This window comes from Streptomyces sp. NPDC059037 (assembly GCF_042740015.1).
Classification (GTDB): domain Bacteria; phylum Actinomycetota; class Actinomycetes; order Streptomycetales; family Streptomycetaceae; genus Streptomyces.
Genome location: NZ_JBHYIG010000099.1, coordinates 2744 through 28891 on the forward strand (window position 1 = coordinate 2744; position 26148 = coordinate 28891).

Annotated in this window: 25 protein-coding genes; 17 read left to right on the forward strand and 8 right to left on the reverse strand. The window is 68.6% G+C overall.

Translation table 11 applies throughout. From position 1 onward, the window contains the following. Positions 1-128: 128 nt before the first annotated feature. Positions 129-926, reverse strand: coding sequence for a methyltransferase domain-containing protein (locus ACFWY6_RS21230; protein ID WP_384692557.1), 798 nt, complete (start codon positions 924-926; stop codon positions 129-131). Positions 927-1337: 411 nt separating this feature from the next. Between ACFWY6_RS21230 and ACFWY6_RS21235 the strand changes: the two genes are divergently transcribed. The 8 genes from ACFWY6_RS21235 to ACFWY6_RS21270 all read left to right on the forward strand — a co-directional run bounded on the left by ACFWY6_RS21235 (position 1338) and on the right by ACFWY6_RS21270 (position 12722). Next, positions 1338-3806 carry an aminotransferase class III-fold pyridoxal phosphate-dependent enzyme gene (locus ACFWY6_RS21235; RefSeq protein WP_384692611.1) on the forward strand — a complete coding sequence of 823 codons (2469 nt, stop codon included), beginning with the start codon at positions 1338-1340 and terminating at the stop codon, positions 3804-3806. Between the two features lie 56 nt (positions 3807-3862). Then, a complete protein-coding gene (locus ACFWY6_RS21240) occupies positions 3863-4939 on the forward strand; it encodes a 3-oxoacyl-ACP synthase III family protein (RefSeq protein ID WP_384692559.1) in 1077 nt (358 codons plus the stop codon). After that, positions 4936-5211: an acyl carrier protein gene (locus tag ACFWY6_RS21245; protein WP_384692562.1), complete on the forward strand. Its 276-nt coding sequence runs from the start codon at positions 4936-4938 to the stop codon at positions 5209-5211. The genes ACFWY6_RS21240 and ACFWY6_RS21245 overlap by 4 nt, the downstream gene beginning before the upstream one ends. Positions 5212-5273: 62 nt before the next feature. Further along, on the forward strand, positions 5274-6962 hold the full coding sequence (locus tag ACFWY6_RS21250) for an AMP-binding protein (protein ID WP_384692565.1): 1689 nt from the start codon (positions 5274-5276) through the stop codon (positions 6960-6962). Next, positions 6959-9295, forward strand: a complete 2337-nt coding sequence (locus ACFWY6_RS21255) for an MMPL family transporter (protein WP_384692566.1) — start codon at positions 6959-6961, stop codon at positions 9293-9295. Before ACFWY6_RS21250 ends, ACFWY6_RS21255 begins: the two co-directional genes overlap by 4 nt. A gap of 262 nt (positions 9296-9557) precedes the next feature. Further along, positions 9558-10841 carry a PucR family transcriptional regulator gene (locus ACFWY6_RS21260; protein ID WP_384692569.1) on the forward strand — a complete coding sequence of 428 codons (1284 nt, stop codon included), beginning with the start codon at positions 9558-9560 and terminating at the stop codon, positions 10839-10841. Positions 10842-10991: 150 nt separating this feature from the next. Then, on the forward strand, positions 10992-11273 hold the full coding sequence (locus ACFWY6_RS21265; RefSeq protein ID WP_384692613.1) for an AMP-binding protein: 282 nt from the start codon (positions 10992-10994) through the stop codon (positions 11271-11273). A 666-nt stretch (positions 11274-11939) separates the two neighbouring features. Continuing rightward, complete coding sequence (locus ACFWY6_RS21270; protein WP_384692572.1) at positions 11940-12722, forward strand: PucR family transcriptional regulator; 783 nt, start codon at positions 11940-11942, stop codon at positions 12720-12722. Between the two features lie 14 nt (positions 12723-12736). Here ACFWY6_RS21270 and ACFWY6_RS21275 read toward each other — a convergent pair whose 3' ends face one another. From ACFWY6_RS21275 to ACFWY6_RS21300, 6 genes are all read right to left on the reverse strand, one after another. Continuing rightward, positions 12737-13072: an ATP-binding protein gene (locus tag ACFWY6_RS21275; RefSeq protein ID WP_384692616.1), complete on the reverse strand. Its 336-nt coding sequence runs from the start codon at positions 13070-13072 to the stop codon at positions 12737-12739. An 18-nt stretch (positions 13073-13090) separates the two neighbouring features. Continuing rightward, positions 13091-14395, reverse strand: a complete 1305-nt coding sequence (locus tag ACFWY6_RS21280; protein WP_384692575.1) for a ferredoxin — start codon at positions 14393-14395, stop codon at positions 13091-13093. A gap of 183 nt (positions 14396-14578) precedes the next feature. Continuing rightward, positions 14579-15478 carry a PucR family transcriptional regulator gene (locus tag ACFWY6_RS21285; protein ID WP_384692578.1) on the reverse strand — a complete coding sequence of 300 codons (900 nt, stop codon included), beginning with the start codon at positions 15476-15478 and terminating at the stop codon, positions 14579-14581. An 831-nt stretch (positions 15479-16309) separates the two neighbouring features. After that, on the reverse strand, positions 16310-16528 hold the full coding sequence (locus ACFWY6_RS21290) for a hypothetical protein (RefSeq protein ID WP_384692581.1): 219 nt from the start codon (positions 16526-16528) through the stop codon (positions 16310-16312). A 12-nt stretch (positions 16529-16540) separates the two neighbouring features. Next, a complete protein-coding gene (locus ACFWY6_RS21295; RefSeq protein ID WP_384692584.1) occupies positions 16541-16864 on the reverse strand; it encodes a hypothetical protein in 324 nt (107 codons plus the stop codon). 48 nt (positions 16865-16912) lie between these two features. Then, positions 16913-17158, reverse strand: a complete 246-nt coding sequence (locus tag ACFWY6_RS21300; RefSeq protein ID WP_384692588.1) for a hypothetical protein — start codon at positions 17156-17158, stop codon at positions 16913-16915. Positions 17159-17451: 293 nt separating this feature from the next. Here ACFWY6_RS21300 and ACFWY6_RS21305 point away from each other — a divergent pair, with 293 nt between their 5' ends. From ACFWY6_RS21305 to ACFWY6_RS21335, 7 genes are all read left to right on the forward strand, one after another. Beyond that, positions 17452-18579 carry an LLM class flavin-dependent oxidoreductase gene (locus tag ACFWY6_RS21305; RefSeq protein WP_384692591.1) on the forward strand — a complete coding sequence of 376 codons (1128 nt, stop codon included), beginning with the start codon at positions 17452-17454 and terminating at the stop codon, positions 18577-18579. A 2-nt stretch (positions 18580-18581) separates the two neighbouring features. Further along, positions 18582-19574: an alpha/beta hydrolase fold domain-containing protein gene (locus tag ACFWY6_RS21310; protein ID WP_384692592.1), complete on the forward strand. Its 993-nt coding sequence runs from the start codon at positions 18582-18584 to the stop codon at positions 19572-19574. Positions 19575-19655: 81 nt separating this feature from the next. Continuing rightward, positions 19656-21071 (forward strand): DUF6421 family protein, encoded by a 1416-nt coding sequence (locus ACFWY6_RS21315; protein ID WP_361826203.1) that lies wholly within the window; start codon positions 19656-19658, stop codon positions 21069-21071. 26 nt (positions 21072-21097) lie between these two features. Next, on the forward strand, positions 21098-21838 hold the full coding sequence (locus tag ACFWY6_RS21320; RefSeq protein WP_384692595.1) for an SDR family NAD(P)-dependent oxidoreductase: 741 nt from the start codon (positions 21098-21100) through the stop codon (positions 21836-21838). A 23-nt stretch (positions 21839-21861) separates the two neighbouring features. Further along, the gene (locus ACFWY6_RS21325; RefSeq protein ID WP_360771040.1) at positions 21862-22932 is read left to right on the forward strand and encodes a low specificity L-threonine aldolase; all 1071 of its coding nucleotides are present in this window, start codon (positions 21862-21864) and stop codon (positions 22930-22932) included. Positions 22933-23022: 90 nt separating this feature from the next. Continuing rightward, positions 23023-23616: a transglutaminase family protein gene (locus tag ACFWY6_RS21330; RefSeq protein WP_384692597.1), complete on the forward strand. Its 594-nt coding sequence runs from the start codon at positions 23023-23025 to the stop codon at positions 23614-23616. 77 nt (positions 23617-23693) lie between these two features. Further along, entirely contained in the window at positions 23694-24380 is a 687-nt protein-coding gene (locus ACFWY6_RS21335) for a B3/4 domain-containing protein (protein ID WP_384692600.1), read from the forward strand. 5 nt (positions 24381-24385) lie between these two features. Here the strand turns inward: ACFWY6_RS21335 and ACFWY6_RS21340 are convergent, their stop codons facing one another. Then, positions 24386-25114 (reverse strand): lysophospholipid acyltransferase family protein, encoded by a 729-nt coding sequence (locus ACFWY6_RS21340; RefSeq protein WP_266869429.1) that lies wholly within the window; start codon positions 25112-25114, stop codon positions 24386-24388. A 211-nt stretch (positions 25115-25325) separates the two neighbouring features. Between ACFWY6_RS21340 and ACFWY6_RS21345 the strand changes: the two genes are divergently transcribed. Together ACFWY6_RS21345 and ACFWY6_RS21350 are read left to right on the forward strand one after the other, a co-directional pair. Beyond that, a complete protein-coding gene (locus ACFWY6_RS21345) occupies positions 25326-25643 on the forward strand; it encodes a thioredoxin family protein (protein ID WP_384692603.1) in 318 nt (105 codons plus the stop codon). Positions 25644-25881: 238 nt separating this feature from the next. After that, the coding region (locus ACFWY6_RS21350) for a flavin reductase family protein (protein WP_384692606.1) at positions 25882-26148 on the forward strand (267 nt) is incomplete at its 3' end.

Consider the following 26148-nt stretch of genomic DNA (forward strand, 5'->3'; position numbering starts at 1 on the left):
TGCTATGCCCTTGTTGTGTGTGTTTGTGCCTGACGGGTTGTGTGGTCTCGACCTTCATCCCCCCCCGCCCCCCCCCCCAACCCCCCGTCACTCCCCCCCCCCCGGGGCCGCACATGCCGAGGAACCGCTCACGCCGCAAAGGGTTCCCGGCACGTATCGCGGCTCTGCCGCCCCCACACGAACTGGGTGAGACCGGCGATGCGCTGGTCGACGTCGGTAAGGCCCCTGGCCCGAAGCGCCCCGACGAGCTCGTGGGGGCCGAACATGTGCATTCCGGAGCCTCGGGTCATGAGCTCTCCCGCCACCCTTCCGAGCGTTCCGGCAGGCCGGCAGCTCGTCAGCAGTGCGATCCGACCGCCGGGAGCCAGGACCCTGATCATGTCGTCGAGTGCGACGAAGGGCTCGGCGAACATGTTGAGCGCCGCGAAGCAGCACACCGCGTCGAAGGACCCGTCACGGAAGGGCAGCGCGGTGGCGTCGGCGCAGGTGTAGGCCACATTGCCGCGGTGCGTCTCACGGACGGCCTTCGCCAGCATGCTGGGGGAGGAGTCCAGACCCACGGCGAGGCCGTCCGCTCCCGCCCCCCGGCCGAATTCACGCGTGAAGTTCCCCGGTCCGCAGCCCACGTCGAGCACCGTGCTTCCGGGCCGCACACCCAGCAGGCGCCGCGCCATGTGGTGTTCCTCGGTCATGTCAGGCCCGGACGGGCCGCCCTTGAACACCCAGCCGAGGAAGGGCCGCCACCAGTCTTCGTAGATCACGGGCAGGGCCCGGGTCCTCATGAGGGCCTGGGCGAAGCCCGTCGATGCCGGCACCCTGCCGTCGGCCAGGTCGAGATATCCGCCGGTCACACAGGGAACGCTTCGCTGATCCGTCAGCAGGCGGAACGCCTGGTCCAGGGCCGGTGGCCATGGGGTCGTCGTCATGTCCTCACTCGCTTCGATTCTCGCTGCGTGTGCTCATGGCGACAGCAGGACAGCAGGCGCGAACCCCTTTGTCCAATGAAAGTCGACGGGTTGTCACCGGAACACAAGTTGTGAATATCTCTGTTGTCATCGACCGGTGGTATTTCCGGGATCACATTGCGCACCCCCGGTAGCGGTGCAAGCCTGCATCGCATCCACGGAATTTCCCTTGACAAGGAGAAACATATGGTGGTGCGGCTGCGCCTTGCCGGGGCGTCTCTACTTGAGGCCGGCCGGATCCTGTGGTGGACCATGTATTTCGTCGCGAGGTGGGCCGGAATCCGTTCCTCACTCAAGAGTGACCGCATGACGGCCAGGGTGCGCATTGCGATTCTCCTGCGTGACTTCCTGCTTCGCATGGGGCCGCTCTACATGAAGGCCGGGCAGATTTTGGGGACCCAATCCGGGCTTCTTTCACAAGGTGCCACAGAGGAATTTCGGTCCTTCTTCTCGGATCTCCCGCCCATGAGCCGGCGCGACCTGCGCGAGACGCTGGAGCGCAGCCTTCCCGTCTCCCAGGACCAGATGTTCACGCTCTTCCAGAGGACGCCACTGGCGGTGGGTTCCGTCGCGCAGGTGCACCGAGCCGTGCTCCGCGACGGCACCGACGTGGCGGTCAAGGTGGTCAAAAGCGGGGTGCGGCAGCGCCTCCTGGCCAGCTCGCGGATCCTCGAAGGGCTGCTCATCACGGCACACGCGCTGGTTCCCCGGCTGCGGAAGTACAACCTGCCCGGCCACTTCGCCGAGCTCAGGCCGCTGCTGACCGGCCAGTGCGACATGCGGCAGGAGGCCCGATCACAGAGCGAGATCGCGCGGAACTTCGAGGGCCATCCGTTCCTCGGCGTGCCCCGGCCGTACACCCACCTGTGCACGCAGGACGTTCTGATCATGGAGTTCGTGGCAGGAACACAAGGCCACGACGTCCAGTGCATCACGTATTCCCGGGCCGATCTGGCGCGCAGGCTTCAGGACTCCTTCTACAGCATGGTGTTCTTCCACGGTCTCTTTCATGTCGACCCTCATCCGGGAAACATCATGTTCGTCCCGGACGGACGGATCGTACTGCTCGACTTCGGCCTCGTCGGCCGGCTCTCTGCGGATGACAAATGGAACCTCTCGGCCTTCTACTACGCCTGCATCCGCGGCCAGTGGAATCTGGCGGTGGAGCGATTCATCGAGACATTCGTCGTGCGGCCGGAGCTGTTCCGGGAGCACGCGCCGCAGCACAGGGGTGAGTTGGCGGAGATCCTGCGCCGGCACTTCGAGGAGGAGACCTCCCAGTGGTCCACCATGGCGTTCTTCGACGAGGCGACACGGTTGCTGTACCGGGCCGGGGCCCGGGTGTCCACGCGGTTCTCGCTCCTCGCTCTCTCGATGCTCACCGGCGAGGGGTTCATTTCCCAGACCGATCCCGAAATCGATTTGTGGCGCAACGCCCAGCGGTTCACCGACATGTTCTCCCCCTACCTGAGCGAGGAGGTGCGCAAGCGCTTCGAGCGGGAGATCGGCGGCCGCAGCCCTCGCTGCATCGAGGCGCGGAACCAGGCATCGGGCTATCTCGTCGCGCCGACCCATCTGGACCGCTACGTCCTGCCGAGCGCCTTTCCCCTCGTCGTCGAGCAGGCATCGGGTTCGCGCCTGTGGGACATCGACGGGAACGAATACGTGGATCTGTCCTGCGGGTACGGCCCCCACATCCTGGGATACGCCCACCCCGTTCTGTCCCTGGCCATCCAGGAGGCGGTGGCGAAAGGGGCCGTCAACGCTCTGGGAAACCCCGCCGAGCTCCGTCTGGCACACGCGATCGCCGAGGCGTTCGGCCCCGGAGTCAAGGTCATCCTCAGCAACTCCGGGACCGAGGCGGTCCAGATGGCGCTGCGCCTGGCGCGAGCGCACACCGGACGGCAGCGCGTCGCCAAGTTCGAGGGCCATTACCACGGCTTCTCGGACCAGAGCCTGGTCAGTTCGCTCTTCCGCTACAGCGGAGACCCGCACAGCCCGCGGCCGATCGCCAACTCCGCGGGAATCCAGCGCCAGGTGGTCGACGACACCCTCGTCCTCCAGTACGGCGACCCGGCTTCGATCGACCGGATCAAGGCCCACGCCGACGAGTTGGCGTGCATCGTGCTCGAACCGATGCCGGTGGCCCTCGCGGCGTTCGACCGTGCCTTCCTCGAGCAGTTGCGGGACGTCTGTTCCCGCTCCGGTGTCCTGGTCATCTATGACGAGGTGGTCACCGGCTTCCGTGTGCACTACGGCGGTGCGCAGCATCTCGCCGGTGTGCGGCCGGACCTCACGTGCCTCGGCAAGGTGATCGGCGGCGGGCTCCCCTGCGGCGCCGTCGTGGGACGGTTCGACGTCGTCGATGTCGCCGGAACGTCGGGGGACCCTTTCATCGATCTCGACAGCCGCGCCTTCGTGGGCGGCACCATGAGCGGAAACTCGGTCACCTCGGCGGCGGGAGCGGCGGTCCTCGAGCATTTGCGCTCGAATCCGGAGATCTACCGGGACTTGCGGGTCAAGACGGAGTGGCTGTCGCGTCAGCTGGCGGAGCGCGCCGCCGATCAGGGCATCGAATGCCGGGTGAAGGGCTCGCACTCCATCTTTTCCCTCACCTTCGACCATGCGGCCCCCCGACTCGTGCGGGACCGGCTCACCGGATCGAATTTCAAGGCCAACCTGGCGCTCTCGTACTACATGCGCAAGTGCGGCGTCTACCTCCCCGAACTGCACACCATGCTGCTCAGCGCCGCTCACACGGACGCCGATCTGCAGCACGTGGTGCAGGCATTCACGTACAGCCTCAAGGAGATGACCGGCGACGGATTCTTCACTTTCTAGCCGAAGAACATGCGTTACCCGAAGCCCCAGTTGCCCCAATCCGAGAAGGGAATGCGATGAAGTTCCTGGCGATCGAGCACGAGTTGCCGTCGCGGAAAGTCACCAATGACGAACTCGTGGAACGGGTCCTGCGTGCCAGTTCCCGGCACCTGACGTCCGGAGAGCTCGACCTCGTGGCGGAGTTGATGCAGAACTGCTTCGAGTCGGCAGGGACGCGGGTGCGGCACTGCCGTGCCGAGGGCGAGACGGCAGCCGGCCTCACTCGCCGGGCGGGCGAGCGGGCGATTGCCGTCGCGGGGCTGCGGCCCGAAGACATCGACCTGGTGCTGTACGCAGGAATCGGCCGAGGCGTCCTTGAGCCAGCCACAGCCGTCACCTTTCAGGACCTTCTGGGGCTGCGGAACGCCACCGCGTTCGACGTCCTGGATGCCTGCGCCAGCTGGCTGCGCGCCCTTGACGTGGCACGTACCTACCTCGCCGTGGGGGCCTATCGGAACATCTTGATCGTGAACGCCGAGTTCGGCGGGGGCGACGGACAGCGCCACGAACTGCGCTCGGTGGGGGAGTTCCCCCACTGGCACCCCGCGATCACCCTCGGGGAGGCAGCGACCGCGGCGATCGTCACCGCCGAGAACAACCTTGACGTGTACGAAGCCGACTTCCGGACCTGGGGAGCCAAGCGCAGTCTCTGCTTCGTTCCGCTGGAGGGTTTCGACAGCTACTTCGGAAAGGAAGTCGACGTCCCCGGCGGGGTGGCGCCGATGAGGTTCGTCTCGTTCGGGCTTCGCCTGATGGAGTTCGGCACCGAGCGAATCATCGAACATTACCGCGAGCGGCCGCAGTTCGAGCGCTTCAAGGCCGACCGGGTCTTCGGGCATTCGGCCAGCGACGGCATGAGCGAGTACGTACTCGAGGCATGCGGCATCGACTCGGACCGCTTTCACTTCGACCACCACAGGAATGCGAACACGGCGGCGGCGTCCATCCCCCTCGGCATGTCGCAGGCGATGAAGAGCGGCCGACTTCTCAATGGTGACCGTGTGGTCCTCATGGCCGCGTCGGCCGGCGTCACCACCGCCCTCCTGAAGTTCGTGTTCCACGACAGGACCGCTACGGCAAAGGAACTTCGATGAAATCGACAGACGACGCGCAGGTGTTCTCCGTGATCGCCGAGCTCGCCCACCAGGTGGACGAGCGGATCGATCCCGCGGCTCTCCGGCTCGACGACACCCCGCTCAACGCGTACGGATTCACCTCGCTCACCGCGGTGCGTCTGCTGACCCTCATCGAGGACCGCTTCCTTGTCGCCGTCAGCGACGCCGACGTGTTGACGTCGACGTCCATGCGCCACCTCGTCGACCTCGTGCAGCGACGGTCGAAGACCGAGGGGAAGTCCGCCTCGTGACGCAGCCGAACCTTCTGACCCGTATCCACGCAGCGGCCCGCCGTCAAGGAGACGGCCCAGGCGTGCGGTTCCTGAGGTACGGGAGCCCGGATGTGGCGGTGCCGTACGAGGAGTTCCTACTCAAGGGCGCCTGGCTCGGGGGAGAGTTACCGGAGACCGCCCAGGGGGACCCCGGAGCGTTGGTCATCGCGGCGAACGACCCGATGGTCACGCTGCTCGCCTTCTTCGCGGGCCTGTCGACCGGACGGCCGCCGCTCGTGCTTCCGGGGCCCGCGGCGGCCGGGGGCATGCCCGCCTTCCAGGACCGGATGCGGCGCATGACCGACCGTTTCGCGGGCTCGTGTGTGCTGGCCGTGGAGGAAGGCATGGTTCCGGACGGCGCCTTGCCCTCCGGCGTTCCCGTCCTCTCCCTGCCTACCGACCCCTCCGCGTACGGGACGGCGCACGCTGAAAGCCTCGGCGGAAACCGGAGCCCGGGCGGCGACCGGCTCGCCTTTCTCCAGATGACCAGCGGATCCACGGGGGACAGCAGGCTCGTCGCCATCACCCATGCGAACGCCTGCGCCAACATGGCCTCCCTGCGTGCCGGTCTCGGCGCGGGAGACGAGGCGAGGATGGGCTCCTGGCTGCCGCTCTACCACGACATGGGTCTGGTCGGCACGGCGCTCCTGAGCTTCGCCTTCGGCTGGCCGCTGTACCTGATGAAGCCCACCGACTTCATCATGCGTCCGCACCGCTGGATCAACGCCCTCAGCGACCACCGCTGCTCGATCACCGCCGCGCCCAACTTCGGCTACGACTATGCCTGGCGGAGGATCCGCGACCAGGAGATCGCCGGCTGCGACCTCTCGGCCCTCACCCGCGCAGCGGTCGGCGCCGAGCCGATCCGGCCCGCCACCATATCCGGCTTCCAGGAGCGCTTCCGGGACTACGGCCTGCGTCCCGGGAGGGTCGTCCCCTGCTACGGCATGGCGGAGACGACGCTGGGAGCCACCATGGTGCCGCCGGAGAGCCCGACGCGCTGCCTCTTCGTGGATGTCGCTCACACCGCGACGGGACGCCCCGTCCGCATCTTGGGCCAGGAGATACTCGGCTCCGGCGCTGCCCCGGACCTGCCGAACGGGCCGAACCTGGGCGCGACCCCCGTGCTCTCCGTGGGCCCCCCGCTGCCGGGAATCGAGGTCGTCGTCACCGATGACGACGGCAACCAGCTCACCGGGGACGGGGTCCTTGGCGAAGTCGCAGTACGCGGTCCCAGCGTGTCCGCCGGCTATCTCGACCCTGTGACGCACCGGCCCGTCCCCTTCCCCGAAGGGCGGCACCGAACGGGGGACCTCGGCCTCTTCCACAAGGGAGAGCTATACATCCTGGAGCGCCGCAAGCACGTCATCATCCGTAACGGGCGCAACTATCTCGCCTCGCTGCTCGAAGAGCGGGTCGCCCACCTCCTCGCCCATTCGCCCCACGAGATCTTGGTGCTCGACACCGACATCCACGACCCCGGCAGCGCCATCGTGGCACTCGTCGAGAACTACTCCGGTACGGCCTGTCTCAGCCATGAACAGATGACGGCCTTCAAGGAGCTCGACCTGCCCCTGGATTCCCTGCTGTTCACGCGCAAGCGCACCATCCCGCGCACCACGAGCGGCAAGAAGAAGTACGACCAGGCACGGCGTCAGCTGGGCGGCCTCGCCGCCGCCCTGGACCAGGTCCTGCGGCTGGGCGGATCGCCTCAGCGGAGCAGTGCGTGACGTCCACAGATCGCCACGTCAGACCACGAGGACGACACGCCAGGAGGCTCGCCCCCGCGCACGGCCCCGCGCTGAGCCGCTGGGGCATCGTGGTCGCCCGCCGCCGGTCCCGCGTCCTCGTGGTCTGGCTGCTCCTGGTCATCGCCGCGGGCGCGGCCTATCCGCTGCTCCAGGCGAGGCTGGGAGCGCCGGACCACACCGTGCGCGGCTCCGACTCGGCACGCGCGACGCAGCTGACCGCGCGTCACTTCCCGGCCCTCGGTGCGGAACAGGACGTAGTGGTGTTCCGGTCGCAGCGCCATCAGGCGGCCGCGGAAGCCTATCGGCGGCACGTCTTTGAGGTCCTCGAAGAAGTGGCCGGGGAACCGGGAGTCGTCGGGGTGTCCAGCCCTTACGACCCACATGAGCGCGGCCGGATCTCCGCCGACAAGCGGGCCGCCGTCGCCGTGGTCGCCCTCCGGGGCGACGCCGCGGCACGTGCCCGCCTCGCCGCGGAGCTCCAGCGGAAGGTGCGCCGGCAGTCGTCCGGGGCGGCGGTGGAAGCGTATGTCGTCGGCTCCTCCCCGCTGAGCAACGACCTCTCCCGTGTGCAGTTGCACGACCAGCACGTCGCCGAAGGCATCGGTGTTCCCATCGCGCTCGTCGTTCTCGTGCTGGCACTCGGTTCCCTGACCGCGGGCGTACTGCCCGTCGTCCTCGCGTTCGCGGCCGTTCTGGTCTGCCTGGGGATCCTCGCCGTGTTCGCCGTTGCGCTGCGCCTGGACACGTTCGTGACCGTCATCTGCACCATGATCGGCGGCGGTGTGGGGATCGACTACGCACTGTTCGTCGTCAGCCGCTTCCGGGAAGAACTGGCCCGGCGTACCGGACCCGGCACGGGCATGCCGCGCACTGAGGCGATCGAGGAATCGGTCGGGGCCGCCTTGCGTACGTCGGGAGGGACCGTCGCGGCCTCAGGGCTCATCGTGATCGTCGCCCTGGGCTCGATGGCGATCCTCGACGGCCACCTGTTCCTGGAGATCGCGATCGCCGCCGGACTGGTCGTGGCCTGCTGCGTGCTGGCGGCCCTCACCCTGCTGCCCGCCCTCCTCGCCGCACTCGGTACGCGGATCAACGCGGGCAAGCTGCCGCGCCGCAGAAGTGCGCGACCCGGCGTACGGCATCGGGACACATCCGGTCGCTGGGCGGCCTGGGCGCGCTTCGTCCAGCGCCGCCCGTTCCAGGTCGGCCTGCCGGCGTTGATGCTGCTCGGCCTCATCGCCGTACCGGCCTCGGTGATACGGCTCGGCTTCGACCTCGGCACCGAGACCCTTGGCGACGCACCCTCGGGCCGAGGACAGCGGATCATCTCGCAGTCCTTCGCCCCGGGTTCGGTCGCCCCGCTCAACCTCATCGGCTGCGCGCGGGACGGCCCTCTCGGCCCGCGGCAACTGCGCTCCTTTGAGAGGCTCAAGACATCGCTGCGCGCGGATGACACGGTCGCTGAGGTGACCGTCGCCGCGAACAAGAAGCGTGCGCCCGGCACCGCCGAGCGCACGGTCGACGTGAGCTCCGACGGACGGTGCGCACACCTGAGCGTCGTCTCCGCGCAGGAGGTCGACTCGCCCGCGACACGTGCCCTGGTCGACCGCATCCGGGGCGAGTTGGCGCCGGCCGCCTTCTCGGGCACATCCACGAGGCTGTATGTGGGAGGGCTCACCGCCGAGTACGTCGATCTGTCGGCCGAGACCAGCACGAAGCTGCCGGTGGTCGCGGCGATCATCTGTGTGCTCTCCCTCGGTTATCTGCTCGTCATCTTCCGCAGCCTGCTGCTGCCGCTCAAAGCTGTGCTGCTCAACCTCCTCGCCACCGCCGCCGCATTGGGTCTGACCGCTCTGGTCTTTCAATTCGGGCACGGGGCCGAGCTGGTCGGATTCCGCCCGAGCGGCACACTGCAGGCATATCTCCCCGTGGCGTTGTTCGCTCTCCTCTTCGGTCTTTCCATGGACTACGAGGTGTTCCTGGTCCGTCGCGTCCAGGAGGAGTGGCTCCGCAGCGGTGACAACGCCCGCGCGGTCGTGCACGGCGTGGCGCACACCGCACGCGAGATCACGGCCGGATCGGCGATCATGGCCGCCGTGTTCGGCAGCTTCCTGCTCGCCCGGTCACCGGAACTCAAGCAGTTCGGCTTCGCGCTGTCCGTCGCCGTGCTGCTCGACGCGACCATCGTCCGAGTCGTGCTCGTCCCCGCGCTCCTGAGCATCGGGGGCCGGGCCAACTGGTGGCTGCCGCGCAGGCTGAAGCCCGTTCCTAGAGGCCGGCGACAAATCGAGCAGGCGGAGATTGTGGCTTGACGAAAGGAACAGTCTTTTCGGCTGGCCTGCGCTGCATGCTTGAGTACCTTTGGGGCAACCGTTCGCGCCGCCTGAATTCGGGTTCCCCCGTGTGTGTCTGCACCCCGTCGGGCGGCGCGAACGGCCTCACATATTTCCAGTGCGAACAGCCTGCGGAACGCGACAACTGAAAGGTCGTACCGAATTGGCGGGCAATATGAAGCGGAAGCATCCTGACCCGTTCTGCGTCCTTCCCCCAGAGCTTTCCGAAAGATTCTCCCTCATGTTGCCGGCGATCTCGAACGACGTAGTCGCCGCCATATGCGAAGGCGTCCCGGAGTACGTTCGTCCCTCGGACGCCAAGTACCGCAGGGCACTCCGCAAGGGTGTCGAGGAGGCGTTGCGGACCTTCATCGACCGTCTGGGCTCACCGGACGGCGGGGCGGACGCCGTCAGCTCCACCTACGAGCTCATCGGTGCGGGAGAGGCGAGTGAGGGGCGCACCCTGGACGTGTTCCAGGTGGCCCTGCGGCTGGGGTCCCGCGTCGCCTGGCAGAAGGTGGTCCAGTACACGGACGACAATGTGCTGCCCAGGCCGCAGCTGGCAACCCTGGCCGAGGCCATGCTCGTCCACATCGACGACATCTCGGCCGCCGCCATCACGGGCTTCACCCGCACCGGAGTGCGCCGCAAGCAGGAGAACGCACTGCGGCGCGAACGGCTCGTGACCCTGCTCACGGCCAGCCCGCCGGCGTCCTCGGAGGCGATCGAGGACCTCGCCCACGCCTGCCAGTGGCGGGTGCCGCGGCGCTTGGCTGTGGCCGTCACCGAGGAGTTGCCTCCCGGCAGCGACGTGCGGCCCACCGTGCCGCCCGGCGTGCTGGTCGGCAAGGCCGACGGGGCCCTCTGCCTGGTGATCCCCGATCCGGAGAGCCCCGGCCGCCGTGCCGCGCTGAGGCGCCTCTTCAGTGGGCGGGGGGTGGTGGTCGGCCCCGAACGTCCGGTGACTGAAGGGGCGTTGTCGCTGCGTATGGCCACGGATGCCAGGTGCCTGGCGCGCAACCACATCATTCCCCGGGACGATGTGGTCTTCTGCTCCGACCACTTGGCGACGCTCGTGCTGTTCCGCGACACGCATCTGATGGACGTGCTGTCCGCGCACCATCTGCGTCCGCTGGCGAAACTGGCCCCACAGCGTCGTGACCGGCTCGCGGAGACCCTGCTCGCGTGGTTGCGGTCGGGCAACAGCGTGACGGCTGTGGCCGGGCGCCTGCTGATCCATCCGCAGACCGTCCGCTACCGGCTGCGGCAGCTTGAGAGCTTGTACGGAGCCAAGCTGCGCGATCCCGAAGTCCAGTTCGAGCTCGAGCTCGTGCTCAGGGCCTGGGCACTGCAGAAGTCGGCTTCGGAGAGGGACGGTTCGCCCTCGCGCGACCTGAGGGCAGGCCACGGGGTGCCAGGAACCGCAGGCCGCCGTGCCCTCTCGAAGCGCCCCGCCGTGCAGCCGCACTTGCCCCCGCAGGACCAGTCGCCGCACGCCTTCCGCGCCAGGGGCGAAGAGCGATGACGGACACCACGCGCAGCCTCGTCGACTGGGTGAACGTGCGGGCACGTCAGTCGCCCATCGCCGCCGCCTTCACCGAGGTGACGTTCTCGGGCATCAGGGTGGAGGGCGCGCGGCGCACCCTGACGTGGTCCCAGCTGCGCCGCCGGTCAGCTGTCCGCCCATGTGAGACCGGGCGACCGCGTCGCGATCATGCTTCCGCAGGGTCTTGACTACGTGACGGCGTTCCTGGCGTGTCTGTTCGTCCGAGCGATCGCCGTTCCGTTGCCCGCGCACGGCCGCCAGCCGGCGCGTACCGCCAGGGTGCTCATGGATTGCGCACCTGCCGTCGTCCTCGCCGATTCCCTATACGGGCTCGGTGGCCTGCCTGCAGTACGCGTCGGGCACAGGCGGCGAAACGGCCGGGTTGATGGTCGAGCCGAGTCGGGCCCCTGATCAGCAGCGGCGAGCCGGTCAGAGCGTCGACGCTGACGCGGTTCCAGCGCGCTTTTGGTCCTGCGGGGCTGCGGCCGCAGGCTCTCCGCCCCCTACAGCCTGTCCGCGGGCACCGCCCTCGTGTCGGCGAAGCCGATGGGCACCCGCCCACAGGAGTTCCGGTTCAAGCGGAGCAACCCTGACGCAGGGGCTGCTCGGCAAGGCGTCGGCTGATCACTGTCGGCGGCCGGATCTACGCCCCGTACGACGTGGAGGAGGACGTACAGCGGGCGATCCGCTGGACCGAGCGCGATCGGCTCGCCGCATTCAGTATCCGGTCCGCGGGCGTCGCTTCCGACAGAGCCGTCGTCGTCGCGGAATACCGCCGTGGTTCGGTCCCGCAGGAGGACGACCGCCGGCGCGCGGCCGGGATGGCCCGCCTTCTCGTCTCCCGCAGGCATGGACTGCACCTGACCTCCGTGAAACTGGTACAGCCCGGCTCGTTGCCACGGACGCCGAGCGGTGCCGTGTCCCGGTCGGCTTGCCGGGAGATGTACGTAACGGGTTGGTAAATCAGCAGGATCGACGTGCGCTTGTCGCCGTCTGCCATGTGTATCTGCTTCCTGCGGGCGGGGCACCGCACCCACCCGATGCTGAAGAGTGGAGAGGCACACAACAGTGCAGCCGATGAAAGAGCCGCAGCCGTACGTCGGGATCGAAGGGCGGGGAGGTCGGGACGCTGCCCGCACCACCGCACGTGAACGGCTTGTCGACCTGCTGACGGGATGTCCTGTCGACCCCCCGGACACCGTCGAGGCGCTGGTCGGGGCCGCCGAGTGGCGACCGCCGGCCGTGATCCAGGCGGTGGCTGTCGTCCAGGAGGCCGCGCCGCCGCCGGCCCTCGAATGGTGGCCCGACGCGCTGGTGGGCCGGCAGCCCGAGGGAACCGTCCTGCTGCTTCCGGACCCGGAGGAGAACGGCCGCGCGCTGCTGGCCCGAGCACTGCACGGCCGGACAGCGTCCGTCGGCCCGGTGGTGCGCCTGTCGGAAGTGGCGGCTTCCTTACGCTGGGCCCGGCAGTTGCTGGCCCTCGCCCCGGAGCGCTCCGGACCCGGGACTCGTCTCATGTACGTCGAAGACCACCTCGCTGCTCTGCTGCTGCTCCAGGACGAGGCTCTGGCAAGGTTCTTCGCCTCCCGGCGACTGCGTCCGTTGCGAGGTCTGTCGGCCGACCGGGCCGAGCGGTTCGCCGAGACGCTCCTCGCCTGGCTCAGGTGCGGCGGAGCGACGGGAGCAGCGCAGACGCTGGAGGTCCACCCGCAGACGATCCGCTACCGCATGCGGCAGATCGAGGCGCTCTTCGGACCTGAACTCCGTGACCCGAAGAGCCGATTCGAGTTGGAGCTCGCTCTGCGCAGCGGACGTCTGGTCGCCGAGGCACGGCAGATCCGCTTCCGCGCACGAGGGTAGTAGTCCTTCCGTCGTCAGGGTGTCTTCGCCCGGTGCCGCGGAAGCTCGGGAAGCAGCGATTCGGGGATCAGGACCACGGCACAGACTCCGCCGTATGCCGAGCGGCGGAGCGACACCCTGAGGCCGTGGCGGTGGCACAGCCGGCTGACGACGAAGAGGCCGAGGTGCCGGGCGTCCGTGCGGTCGGACTCCAGGTCCTCGCCGAGGAGGGCGTTGGCCTCCGCGAGGGCTACCCGGTCCATGCCCGTACCGCGGTCCTCCATGGTGACCACGCCGCCGTTCGCGACGCGCTCGGCGCCGACGGTGACCTGGGTGTCGGCCCCGTCCCCGTGGTCGACCGGGCAGTTGATGCATCGAGGCGTGAGTTCTCAAGACCCCAGGCGTAGCGCCAAGGAGGGGCAGCGGTGCACGGCGCGCGCGGCACGCTTGCGCTGTCGGCCGATGACGGCGGTTGCCGTGGCGACGGGGAAGCCGTCCCGGCCGAGCTGGATCAGGTCCGGGGCGACCAACGCACACAGGCCGTGTCCCTCGCATCGCGTCCTGTCCACGAGCAGTTGGTCCGCCTCGGCTCGTGCCATCCCGCCGATTCGCGGGCGAACGCCGGTGAGAGGAAGGACCTGGGGGGCGGGGCTTGGCAACGGGAGAGCGCCGACGACCGGTCGCCCGCACCCCCGGCCGCTCGCGTGGTACCTGAAGTCCTCGGCGAAGGTGCCGTGCACGGACGCCATGAAATCCGAGAGCTGGTCCAGATGGGGACAGGAACCTCTGCCCGCGACGACGTGCGCGTACGCGGGCAACCCGGCCAGGACGGGGCCACGCCGTGCTGCCGTCATCCGGGCAAGAGCGGCAGTCACCGTTCGAGCCCGGTGTGCGCACGAACTGCACCAGGCCGCGGTGGCGTTCACGAGGTGCCGGGCTACCCTGGCCGCCTCGCCCACCGGGCAGGTGCGATCAGGAAGCGGCAGCAGGGCTCCCGAACCGTGCGGGCCGAGGAGTCTCGGAGACACCTGGACCGACGCCGCCCATTCGGGCGCGAGCCATCTTCCCCGATAGCCGCCGACCAGCACCCCTTGCCCGGTGTCGACCCCGCAGGACTGCAGCACGTACGGCAGAGGCATGCCGTTGGGCGTCTCGATCACGGTGTGTCCTGCGACGGTCAGGAGGACGGTCGGTGGTTCCGGAGGTGGTGTCGGCCCCTGCTGTGGCAGACCGTGTCGCTGTGTCCCGACGGCCAGTTGGGCGTAGGTCTGACTGCTGCCGAGCAGGGTGAAGGGGGCGTGTTCCCGTTCGTCGGATCCCGGGTCGGTCAGACGCGCCACCCGTACGTCGATCCCGGTGTGGCCCAGGTCGGCCGCAGCGTGTCGCACCGACCGTGCGACGTCCTCCCTGAGTACGTCGATCCTGATCTCCGCCGCGTCGAGTGCCACGGCGGCCAGGAGCGCTCCGTCGAGTACAAGATGCGGGGTGTGCAGCAGGAGGCCCGTGGAGGTGAGACAACTCGGCTCGTCCTCGACGCCGTTGACCACGAGTATCAGCCTTCGCCCCTGAGTGGGGCCCGACTCGGCGACGCTCCTGAAGGTCCGGGCGAAGGGCGCGTCGCTCTCCCACAGGCCGAGGCGTTCGGTGAGACGTACCAGATCGTCCCAGGCGGGTGCCGGCAGAGGACCGTGCATCGCGGTGTGGGCTTCCCTGCCCAGGCAGCCGTACGGGGCGATCCCCGCCAGGAGTCGGGGTTCACCTATGGCCAACAGGCGAGGGGTTGCCCACGGGCCGGTCGGAGCGACTCGCGGCGTGCGGAGTGCGGGCATGGTTGCCTTTCGAGGTCTGGTGGGTGATGTGCGAGGCATGCCGGATGATCAGCGGCGGCGCTGGGCGGCCGGGGGCCGGTCCTGTCCGCCGTTGAGCATCTTGTGGGCCCGCAGCGCGATCTCCAGCTCGAAGCGGAGATCCGGGTCGTGCAGGGCCGGACCGAACTGCTTCGCGATCTGACGCAGCCGGTAGCGCACTGTCTGGGGATGGATGTGGAGGGCTTGCGCCATCTCGAGGGGGCTTCCCCGATGCTGCAGCCATGCGGTCAGCGTCTCCACGCATCTCTCCCGCTGACGTGCCGTCAACCCCTGCAGGGGCGTGAGATGGCGCTCGACGAGGGCGTGCACGATGGTGTCGTCCCTGGTCAGAAGCAGCTTGGGCAGGTGGTCGGCGCACTGGAGCACGGGAGCGCCGGCGACGAGCCCGCGCTCGGCGAGATCAAGGAGCTGCCGTGCCGAACGCAGGGACAGCCCGGCCTCGTGGGGAGGCACCGGCGGCCCCACCGCGACGCGCCGCCCCTTGGCGACCTGTTCCAGGGCCAGGAGATCCTCCCGCTTCGGGTCGGGCAGGATCCAGTAGGGGTGGAGTCCCTCGTCGTCACCGAGCACATGCTGTCCGGGTGGCAGTGGCGTGCCGCTGTGGGCGGGACGCCTGGCGGGCGTCAGCGCGACCGCCTGCACGCTGTCGGGCAGTGGCCAGCCCGCGGTGTGGGCCAGGTCGACCACCGTCCGCCGCGAGGGGGCCACCGCCCCCGTCAGGGCGCTCAGCAGGCTCTCCCTGTGCCGTTGCGCTGCGCTCATGGTCCGTTCCTGCTCTGCCACGTAGCCCTGGACGGCATGGCCGACCAGCTCGTCGGCATACGCGAACAGGGCCTCCGCCAACGCATACATCTGCGCCGGCGGAGTGTTGCTGTGACCGCTGATCTCCACGTACCGGCGCCAGGTCATGTGCGCACCGAGGCGGAAGGCGACCCGCAACTTGCCGAGACTGCGACCCTGTTGAATATGAGAACGGCCCAGCTCCCGGCAGAGCCCAGGTGCCCGCGCGTCTTTCATTCCCCTGATGGAGGGGGAGCTGCATCGGTCGGCAAACTCCCGGAGCGCCAGTTGGACACCCTGCTGGACGTGTCTGCTCACGGGATCACCGGGCTGTGCGCGGAATTCCTCTATCGCCTCTCCAATGGCTCGGAGGATCTTTCCGGCCAGAGTGGGTGACTCCGCCTTCATCAGAGGGATGATGGCCACGGGAAGTGGCGTCCACGAGGAGTCTGCCAACGGGTTCACGGATGGCCTCACTCTTGCCTTGGTCGAATCTTCCTTCCTTCTGATCCTCGATCACGGACCGCAACCCGAACGTCGATTCCGAGGAAATTTGTCAGGGGTGTGCAAGGGGTGAGTCAATCTCCGGCAGATTCCGTTGGAGGCCGTCCTACGGAGCGGGCGTCTTCTAGTCCAGCCGGTCGCGACACAGCGGTTGTGGCGGGCGGACGCTGTGTGGGCTTTCGTGCTGCCGTAGGGCTTTTCGCTTCGGCGTCACCGATTGGGGGCTTTGGCCTGGCACAGGACAGTGCCGTCCGAATCGTAGTCGTGCGGCTGGAGTTCGAGGGCAGTGAGCCAGTCCTCGACGTCGACGTCGACCAGAATGATGCAACCCGGAAGACTGACGCTGTACAGAACGACGGCGCAATTCGGGGCCACGATTCGTCCTTGACTGGAAGCGTAGGAAGCTTGGTACGTCACAGGCGTTCGATGTTCGCGCCGCTGAGGCGAACTCGGCAATCACGAGCGTGCCGTCGGAGCTACGGTCTTCTTCTCGCTGTAGATCGCTATGAGGTGATCCTTCGCGTCGTCCTGGTCCTGGAAGCCTGACTCCTTGGTCTGTTTCTCTAGGGCGTCGCGGAACCGGATGGTGTACGTGTGGGGATATCGGGTGGGACTGGAGCGAGAGCAGTTCTTGAAGAAGCAGCCCATACCGAGTGCGAGGGTCTGGCTTGCCATGGGACTCTTTCCCTACGAGCCCCGAGGCTGACCCGGGGACTCATGCTGACCTTTTGCTGACCCCCCTAGGGCCACCATGTGTCCTACCTGTGCGAACGGCCAATTGGTCATGTTTCGTACCACGTTCAAGTCCGACGTGATTCTTGGTCTGTTGGGTGCGCACAGTCGGGGTACGAGGACGATGCCGAGCAGCACCCGGTCGTACACGAACGGCATGAAGGACTTGCCGCTGATGAACTTCATGAACAAGGTGCCCTTGAGGCCGGGGAACACCCAGGGGCTGTCATGGCTGGCGAGGAGCTTCTCCAGCAGGTCTGCCAGGAAGGGCGGAATCACGAGTGGGCGGTACCTGCCGTAGCCAGTTCGGGTAGCAGTATTCGCGCGTCAGCCCGTATAGCTCGCTGCTCGACGTCGATAGCTCTTCTCCGTGAGGTGGGCATGGTCGAGGGCGGCGAGCCACTCGTCCAGCCAGTCCGTCATCAGGACTGCTCCCGCGCGTTTGCTGACATGGAGGCCGTGGCGGATCTCGTAGAGCTGGGCCTGGCCGTATTCGAGGGCCTCTTCCTCGTCGGTGAAGCCCCCTTGGACTCGTACCGCTTGCGGCCGTCGGCGTAGTGCTCGCCGGTCCACCACCTCACCCGGCAGGTGTCGCCGTGCCACTCGATGTAGAGGTTCTGGTGCACGCCGCTCGCGCCGCACCCCCTCCGCTGCCGGGCGCTGGGGTCACTGTGGCCTGCCTCCGGGGGCGTCGGCGCGGCCGCCCGAAGAACGGAGTATGGGAGTGGATCATGGCGTCGCCACCCGCGCACCCGCCCCACCACTCCCCAGCCCACCCCCCCTTGCACCTTCACGATATGACGGTTAGTCATATACCTATTAGGAATACGAGAGGCCCCGCACCGCCCCAACTCCCTGGAGGCACCGTGAAGTTCTCCGTCATATTCGAAGCACAGCTCGCCGACCCCACCGTCGAGCGCGAGCACCAACTCTTCCGTGACAGCGTCGAACAGGCCGTGCTGGCCGAGCAGATGGGGTTCGACCGCATCTGGGCCGTCGAGCACCACTCCCTCAAGTGGTACGCGCACATGAGCGCCCCGGAGATCTTCCTGACCTGGGTCGCCGCGCGTACAAGGACCATCCGGATCGGGCACGGCGTGGTCTGCATGCCGTTCAACTTCAACCACCCGGCGCGGGTCGCCGAGCGTGCCGCCATGCTCGATCTGCTCTCCGGCGGGCGGCTCGACCTCGGGGCGGGGCGCGGTGGCACGCTGCAGGAGACCTCGCTGTGCGGCGTCGACAAGGAACGTACGACGCAAGAGGTCGAGGAGGCGCTGCGGATCATCGGGAAGGCCTGGGAGAGCGAGGAGTTGGAGCATCACGGTGAGCTGCTCGACATCGACCCGCACCCGATCCTGCCCCGGCCGAAGCAGACCCCGCACCCCCCGCTCTTCCTCGCCTGCAGCAGGACCGAGACCCTGACCCAGGCCGCCGAACTCGGCATCGGCGCCCTGGTGATGGGCTTCGCCGGGCCCGACTCGATCGCCGAAATGCGGGCCGCCTACGACGCGGCGATCGCGGGCCGCGGCGATGAGCGCCTTGTGTCGAGCGTCGTCAACGACCACTTCTCCGTGCTCTGTCCGACGATCGTGCTCGACGACCGGGACACCGCGCGGAGCGTCGGCATCCGGGGGCAGCGGTTCTTCGCGCAGTCCATCGGGCACTGGTACGGCGGCGCGGGCATCCCCGACGAAGCCGTGGTCGAAGGGACCGACGAGGCGGCCGCGATGCGCGAGGCCGCCGAGCAGGTCGTCGCGCGGCTGCACGAGCACAACATTCCGGTGCGGCCCACGTCCACGGCCACCTTCAACGCCGATCACGCCTACGGGACGGCCGACGACGCCATCGCCTACGTGGAGCGGCTCCGCGACGCGGGCGCCGACGAGATCATGTGCCTCGTCCAGATGGGCACCGTCCCGCAGGAGGCCTGCATGGAGACGCTGCGGCAGTGGGGCGAGAAGGTCATCCCGTACTTCCGGGCCCAGGAGGCCTGAGCGTGGGCGCGGAGAGTGATCGCCTCACCCCTGAGGCGCGGCCCCTCGTCGACGCGCTGAGCGCGGCCTTCCCCGACCTCGGCGGCACCGTCACCGACGCGGCCGAGGCCCGCCGCATCCTCGCCGCGACACCGGCCACGGGCAAGGCCCCGCCGCCCGTGGGCGCCGTGGAGGAGCGCACCGTCCCGGGGCCTGCCGGTGCTCCCGACCTGCCCGTGCGCGTCTACCGGCCCGAGGGGGCCGGGCGCCTCCGGCCCACCGTCGTCTTCTTCCACGGCGGGGGCTACACGATCTGCGGGCTCGACACCCACGACGCGACGGCCCGCCGGCTGTGCGCGGAGTCCGGCGCCGTCGTTGTCTCCGTCGCGTACCGCCTCGCCCCCGAGGACCGCTTCCCGGCGGCCGCCGAAGACGCGTACGCCGCCCTCTGCTGGGCCGCGGCCGGGGCGGGCGGGCTCGGCGGTGATCCCGGCGCGGTCGTGACGGCGGGGGACAGCAGCGGCGGCGGCCTCGCCACCGTCGCGGCCCTGATGGCGCGCGACCGCTCGGGCCCCGCGGTGGCGCTCCAGGTGCTGATCTACCCGGTCCTCGACGCGGGGCAGGACAGCGCCTCGTACACGTCGAACGCGAGCGGCTACTTCCTCACGGCCGCGCACATGCGCTGGTTCTGGGAGCAGTACCTCGGCCCGGACGGCGACGGTACGCATCCCTACGCATCGCCCCTGCGGGCCGGCCTCGCCGCGCTGCCGCCCGCGCACATCGTCACCGCGGGCTGCGATCCGCTGTGCGACGAGGGCCGGGCGTACGCGGCCCGGCTGCGCTCGGCGGGAGTGGCGGTGACCGAGGGGCACCATCCAGGGATGTTCCACGGATTCCTGGGCTTCCCGCAGCTCCTGGGGGAGGCGCGGTCGGCGCTGGCGGATGTGGCAGAAGCGGTCGCCCTGACGGTGTCGGACAGGAAAAACGGCGGTGATGTCGGGGGTAACACAGGATAATTTCCCGAGCCTCCCCTTGTGGTGGAGAACCTCGCCCGCATACGGTGTCCATACGCGAGGTTCTCCCGTGGAGGTTGACAAGTGACGGAAATTCTTGTGCAGAAGGCGACGGAAGGGGCTGTTCCTTCCGCGAGTGGGGGTGGCCCCACAGGAAGGGTTGTGGAGCACCCGGCTTGGCCGATGCTCAAGGACTCCGTGGAGGAGATCCGGCCGTGGCAGTCCGCCGACGGCTCGATCGACTTCGACGCGGAGGGCGCACCGGCGAAGTCCGTGGCCGAGCTCGCCGTCGACCGCGCGATATCCGCGATCGACCAGCTCGCCCCGCTGCTTCCGCATGACGCCGCGTACCACCAGGCGCTGGTCAAGGACCTGCGGCGCTGGGCGGACGACGGCTTCAAGGTGCCGGACTTCCTCGACTCGCTGCTGGCCTTCCAGCCCGCGGCGCACCGCGAGGACGGCCTGCAGCACCTCGTGGTCTTCCCCATGTACACGCAGAACGGCAACCCGGACCGCAATCTCGAAGCGGTCGTGCTGCGCATGGTCTGGCCCGACTGGCTGGCCGAGCTTGAGCGCACGCGCTACGACAACCCGCTGTTCTGCGGCATCACCTTCGAGGACTTCACCGCCGGGTACGACACGAACTCGGCCGTGCTCTTCCCGGAGACCATCGCGGTGCGCGAAGCCCCCGAGCGCTTCAGCTGGGGCGGCATCTTCTGTGACCGCGAGGCGGCCCGCTTCCGCCGCGTCACCGAGGCCTCCGTCGACATCCTCGGGATCGAACTGCCCGACGACATCCGCGAGATGATCGGCGACCAGGACCGCTGCCAGCAGGCATTCGTCCTGTGGGACATGGTCCACGACCGCACCCACAGCCACGGCGACCTGCCGTTCGACCCCTTCATGATCAAGCAGCGCCAGCCGTTCTGGATGTACGGCCTCGAGGAGCTGCGCTGCGACCTCACCGCCTTCAAGGAGGCCGTGAAGCTGGAGGCCGAGGGCGTCCCGCAGGCCCGTGACGTGCAGTACGCCGTCCTCTTCGACCGGATGTTCCGCTTCCCGGTCACCGGCGACCGCGTCAAGAACTACGACGGGCTCGGCGGCCAGCTGCTCTTCGCGTACCTGCACAAGCACGACGTCGTCCGCTGGACGGACAACAAGCTCAAGATCGACTGGGAGCGTGCGCCGCAGGTCACCAACCAGCTGTGCGCCGAGATCGAGGAGCTCTACCGCGCGGGCATCGACCGCCCCAAGCTGGTGCACTGGTTCGCCGCGTACGACCTGGTGTCCCAGTACCTCGCCCCGCACCCGGGATCGCGCTGGGCCAAGGGCCCGGACGCCCTGGACACGCAGCTGCCGCCCCGGAAACTCGTCGACGACGTGCTTCCCGACGAGTTTCCGCTCAGCATGTTCTATGAGGCGCTCTCCAAGAAGCTCAAGCATGTGATCGCCTCCACCAAGGGGATCACCGCGGCGGGCGCCGAGCAGGTCGCCGCGTGAGCGGCCGCACCAAGGAGGCGAGGACGATGTCCGCACTCGATGGAGCCGTGGTCGCGGTCGCGGGGGCAGCAGGGCCTGCGGGCCGTGCCACGCTGCTGAGGCTGGCCGAGGCCGGAGCCAAGGTCGTGGCGTCCGACGCCGACGCGGCGCGCCTGGCGGAGGCCGTGGACGCCGCGCGGTACGCGCACGGCGGGGCCACCGTCATAGGCGACACGGTCGACCTCCTCGACCTGGACGCGACCCGCGAGTGGGCCGCGCGCACGGAGAAGGAGTTCGGGCGGATCGACGGCCTGGTGCATCTCGTCGGCGGCTGGCGCGGCAGCGCCACCTTCGCCGAGACCGACCTCGCCGACTGGGACCTGCTCGAAAAGCTCCTGATCCGTACGGTGCAGCACACCTCCCTGGCCTTCCAGGACGGCCTGCAGCGCAGCGACCGCGGCCGCTACCTCCTGATCAGCGCGGCCGGCGCCTCCAAGCCGACGGCGGGCAACGCGGCGTACGCGGCGTCGAAGGCCGCGGCCGAGGCCTGGACCCTCGCCCTCGGCGACGCCTTCCGCAAGGCGGGGGCCGAGCAGGGCCTGACGTCGGCGGCTGCCATCCTGGTGGTCAAGGCGCTGGTGCACGACGCGATGCGCGCGGAGCGGCCCAACGCGAAGTTCGCGGGCTTCACGGACGTCAAGGAGCTGGCCGAGGCCATCGCCGGCGTCTGGGAGCGGCCCGCCGGGGAAGTGAACGGAAACCGCCTGTGGCTGACCGAGAAGCCGTGACCGCTCGCGACACGCGTGAAGCTGTGAACCCTCCGAAGACCGACGCACGCCGTCATCACGACCCGGACGTAAGGGGTTTCGCGAGCGACAACTACGCGGGCGCCCACCCGGAGGTTCTCGCCGCCATCGCGCTTGCCAACGGCGGTCACCAGATCGCGTACGGCGAGGACGACTACACGGCCAACCTCCAGCAGGTGATCCGCGGCCACTTCGGCCCCACCGCCGAGGCGTTCCCGGTCTTCAACGGCACGGGTGCCAACGTCGTCGCGCTTCAGGCGATCACCGACCGCTGGGGCGCGGTGATCTGCGCCGAGTCCGCGCACATCAACGTGGACGAGGGCGGCGCTCCCGAGCGCATGGGCGGCCTGAAGCTGCTCACGGTGCCCACGCCCGACGGCAAGTTGACTCCCGAGCTGATCGACAAGCAGGCGTTCGGCTGGGACGACGAGCACCGCGCGATGCCGCAGGTCGTCTCGATCGCGCAGAACACCGAACTGGGCACGCTCTACACGGTGGACGAGATCCGCGCCATCTGCGACCACGCGCACAAGCTGGGCATGAAGGTGCACCTCGACGGCTCGCGGATAGCCAACGCGGCGGCCGCGTTGGACGTCCCGATGCGGACGTTCACGAACGCGGTCGGCGTGGACATCCTGTCCCTGGGCGGCACGAAGAACGGCGCGCTCTTCGGCGAGGCCGTCGTCGTGATCAACCAGGACGCCGTCAGCCACATGAAGCATCTGCGCAAGATGTCCATGCAGCTCGCCTCCAAGATGCGCTTCGTCTCAGTGCAGTTGGAGGCCCTGCTCGCCAAGGACCTGTGGCTGCGCAACGCCCGGCACGCGAACGAGATGGCGCAGCGCCTGGCCGAGGGCGTGCGCGCCGTGCACGGCGTGGAGATCCTCTACCCGGTGCAGGCCAACGCGGTCTTCGCACGGCTGCCGCACGACGTCAGCGAGCGGCTGCAGAAGCAGTACCGCTTCTACTTCTGGGACGAGGCGGCGGGCGACGTCCGCTGGATGTGTGCCTTCGACACCCGCGAGGAGGACGTCGACGGGTTCGTCGCGGCGCTCAAGGAAGAGATGGCGAGGTAGTACCTCGCAGACTCTGGACCGTTGCATAGGTATGCGATCGACCGTAAAAGCATTGACTCGCGGTCGGTCGCATTCCTATGCTCCCGGATCATGCAGCTGATCCAGGAAATCCCTGACCTGTCCGCCTACTTGGCCGCCGACGAGGTCATCGATCATCACCATCCGGTCGTACGCGAGACCGCCGCGCGTCTCGCCGGGCAGGCCGCCGATTCATACGCATACGCTCGCGCGGCCTTCGAGTTCGTGCGCGACACCATCCCGCACTCCGCCGACAGCGGCGATCTGCGCGTGACCTGGCGCGCCTCCGACGTCCTGGAGCAGGGCACGGGCATCTGTCATGCCAAGGTGCACGCGCTGGCCGCGCTGCTGCGCGCCGAGGACATCCCCACCGCGCTCTGCTATCAGCGCCTCGCGTACGACGCGGGCACCGGGTACTGCGTGCACGGCCTGGTCGCCGTCCGCTTCCAGGGCGCCTGGCATCGGCAGGACTGCCGGGGGAACAAGCCCGGCGTCGACGCCCAGTTCTCGCTCGGCGCCGAGAGGCTCGCCTTTGTGCCGGAAGGGGAGTCCACTGAGATGGACTATCCAGTACTCTATGCTGCACCGCATGCGACGGTCCTGCGCATCCTGCAGAGCGCCCCGGACCGTCCGTACCTGTGGGAGAACCTCCCCGACGCACTCTGAACAGCCGCACAGCCGCACAGCCGCACAGCCGCACAGCCGCACAGCCGCACCGCAGCACACCGAACGCAAGGCAGCCGATGACCTTCCAGATCACCGTGACCGACGAAGTCCGCGCCCTCGCCCCCGACTTCACCCACGTCGCCATCGAGGCGTACGGACTCGCCAACGGGCCGAGCACCGACGAGACCTCGGCACTTCTCGACGAGGCCGCACGTCGGCTCACCGAGCGGCTCGGCAGCCGTGCCCCGCACGAGGACCCGCACATGGCGGCCTGGCGTGCCGCGTACACGGCCTTCGGCGCGAAGCCGTCCCGGACCCGCAACTCGGCCGAGGCGCTGGCCAAGCGGGCCCTCGCCGACGGCGGGCTGCCGCGGATCAACACCCTGGTGGACGTCTACAACGCGATCAGCGTCGCCCATCTCATCCCGGTCGGCGGCGAGGACCTGGACCACATCAAGGGCGGCATGCGACTGGTACGGGCCACCGGCGCGGAGGACTTCGTGACCATGGCCGCGGGGGAGCAGGCGGTCGAGCATCCCGACGCGGGCGAGGTCGTCTGGTGCGACGACGAGGGCGTCACCTGCCGCCGCTGGAACTGGCGCCAGGGCCCGCGCACCCGCCTCACGGAGGAGTCGGTCAACGCCATCTTCCTGCTGGAGGGGATGGGGCCGGACTCAGGAGTCGAGGCGGCCGGTGCCGAACTGGCCGAACTGCTCGAGAAGTTCAGCCCCGGCGCGCGGCTGACCGTCCACGCGCCGGAGTAATCGATTCAGCTCGCCTCGGCGGCCTTCACCTCGGCGGGAGTCGGCGCGGTGCCGCCGAGGTGCGCCGGCATCCACCAGGTGTCGTCCGGGCCCTTGGGGCGTACGGGATAGGCGCGCTGCGCGGCTTCGAGGAGCTCCTGGCAGCGCTCGCGCAGGCGCCGCGTGATCGCACCCGCGAACTGGTCCTTGGGCGCCTCGACCGGCTCGCCGACGCGGATCGTGATCGGGATGTGGCTGCGCTTGAAGTTGCGCGGGTGGCCCTTGGTCCACAGCCGCTGGGTGCCCCACAGGGCCATCGGGATCAGCGGGACCCCGGCCTCCTGTGCCATGCGTGCCGCACCCGACTTGAACGACTTCAGCGTGAACGACTGCGAGATCGTCGCCTCGGGGAAGACTCCGACGATCTCCCCGGCGCGCAGCGAGTCGAGCGCGTGCTGGTAGGCCGCCTCACCCTGCTTGCGGTCGACGGGGATGTGCTTCATGCCGCGCATCAGCGGACCGGAGATCTTGTGCCGGAACACCGACTCCTTGGCCATGAAGCGCACGAGCCGCTTCTGCGGCAGGGCGGCGAGACCGTCGAAGATGAAGTCCAGGTAGCTGATGTGGTTGCTGACAAGGACCGCGCCGCCGGTCCGAGGGATGTTCTCCGACCCCTTGCAGTCGATCTTCAGGTCCCATGCCTTGAAAAGCGTTTTCGCGGCACCGACGACCGGACGGTAGACAAGCTCTGCCATGGGTGGGGAGGGCCCTTCGTTTCTGCCTTTGGGAGGGGGCTCCCGGCGGGAAGTTACGCAGCCGTAGGTTTTTCGGCGTTGCGCAGATCGTGCCCCATGAACGGACGGCTGGCCACCCATCGTGCCCCGCAGAGGCGAGATTCTCGTCACGTTCGCAAGCTTTCGGAATCTTTTCGGGCGTGCGGACGCTGAAGTCCGCGACAGTCGGATCATGGCGAAATGGCGGGAGAGCGAAGTGCGCGAGCTGGTCGGTCGGCTGGGGGAGCGAGCCACGCTCGTGCAGTTCTCCAGCGCCTTCTGCCAGCCCTGCAGGGCAACGCGCCGCGTCCTCGTGGAGGTGGCCGAAATGGTCCCCGGTGTCCGCCATGTGGAGATCGACGCCGAGGCGGAACTGGATCTCGTACGAGAACTGCGCATCCTCAAGACGCCGACGGTCCTGGTGCTCGACGCGCACGGGGACATCGTGCTGCGCAGGTCCGGGCAGCCGCGCAAGGCCGATGTGATCGCCGCGCTCGGCAAGGCCCTGTGAGGCGATGTGCGGGGGAGGGGAGTCGTGATGACGCACGGTCAGGGCGTCACGAGGGGTCTTTCACATCGCGGAACGGACTTGACTGCACCCGGCACCTATCGTCAGCCTTCTTCCATGCCTCCGGAGCTCCTTCTCTACGAGCGCGTCCATCTGGACCTCGCACGTCATGCGAGTGCGCGCTGTCCGGGCTGCTGAGCAGCCACGGAACCGCTCGTACCTCCGGCAGAAGGACAACTCCATGACGGCCACGCCCGATCTCCGTACGCCCCAACTCGCCTCACCCGACCTGCTGCGCTCCGTCTTCCGGCAGCACGCGGCGGGCGTCGCGGTGATCACTGCCCAGGGCCCCGCGGGCCCGGTCGGCTTCACCGCCACCTCGCTCGTCTCGGTCTCCGCCGAGCCCCCGATGCTCTCGTTCGGCATCGGTACGGGCGCCTCCAGCTGGCCCGCGATCTCCGAGGCCGAACATGTGGGCGTCCACATACTCGGCGAGCACCAGCTGGAG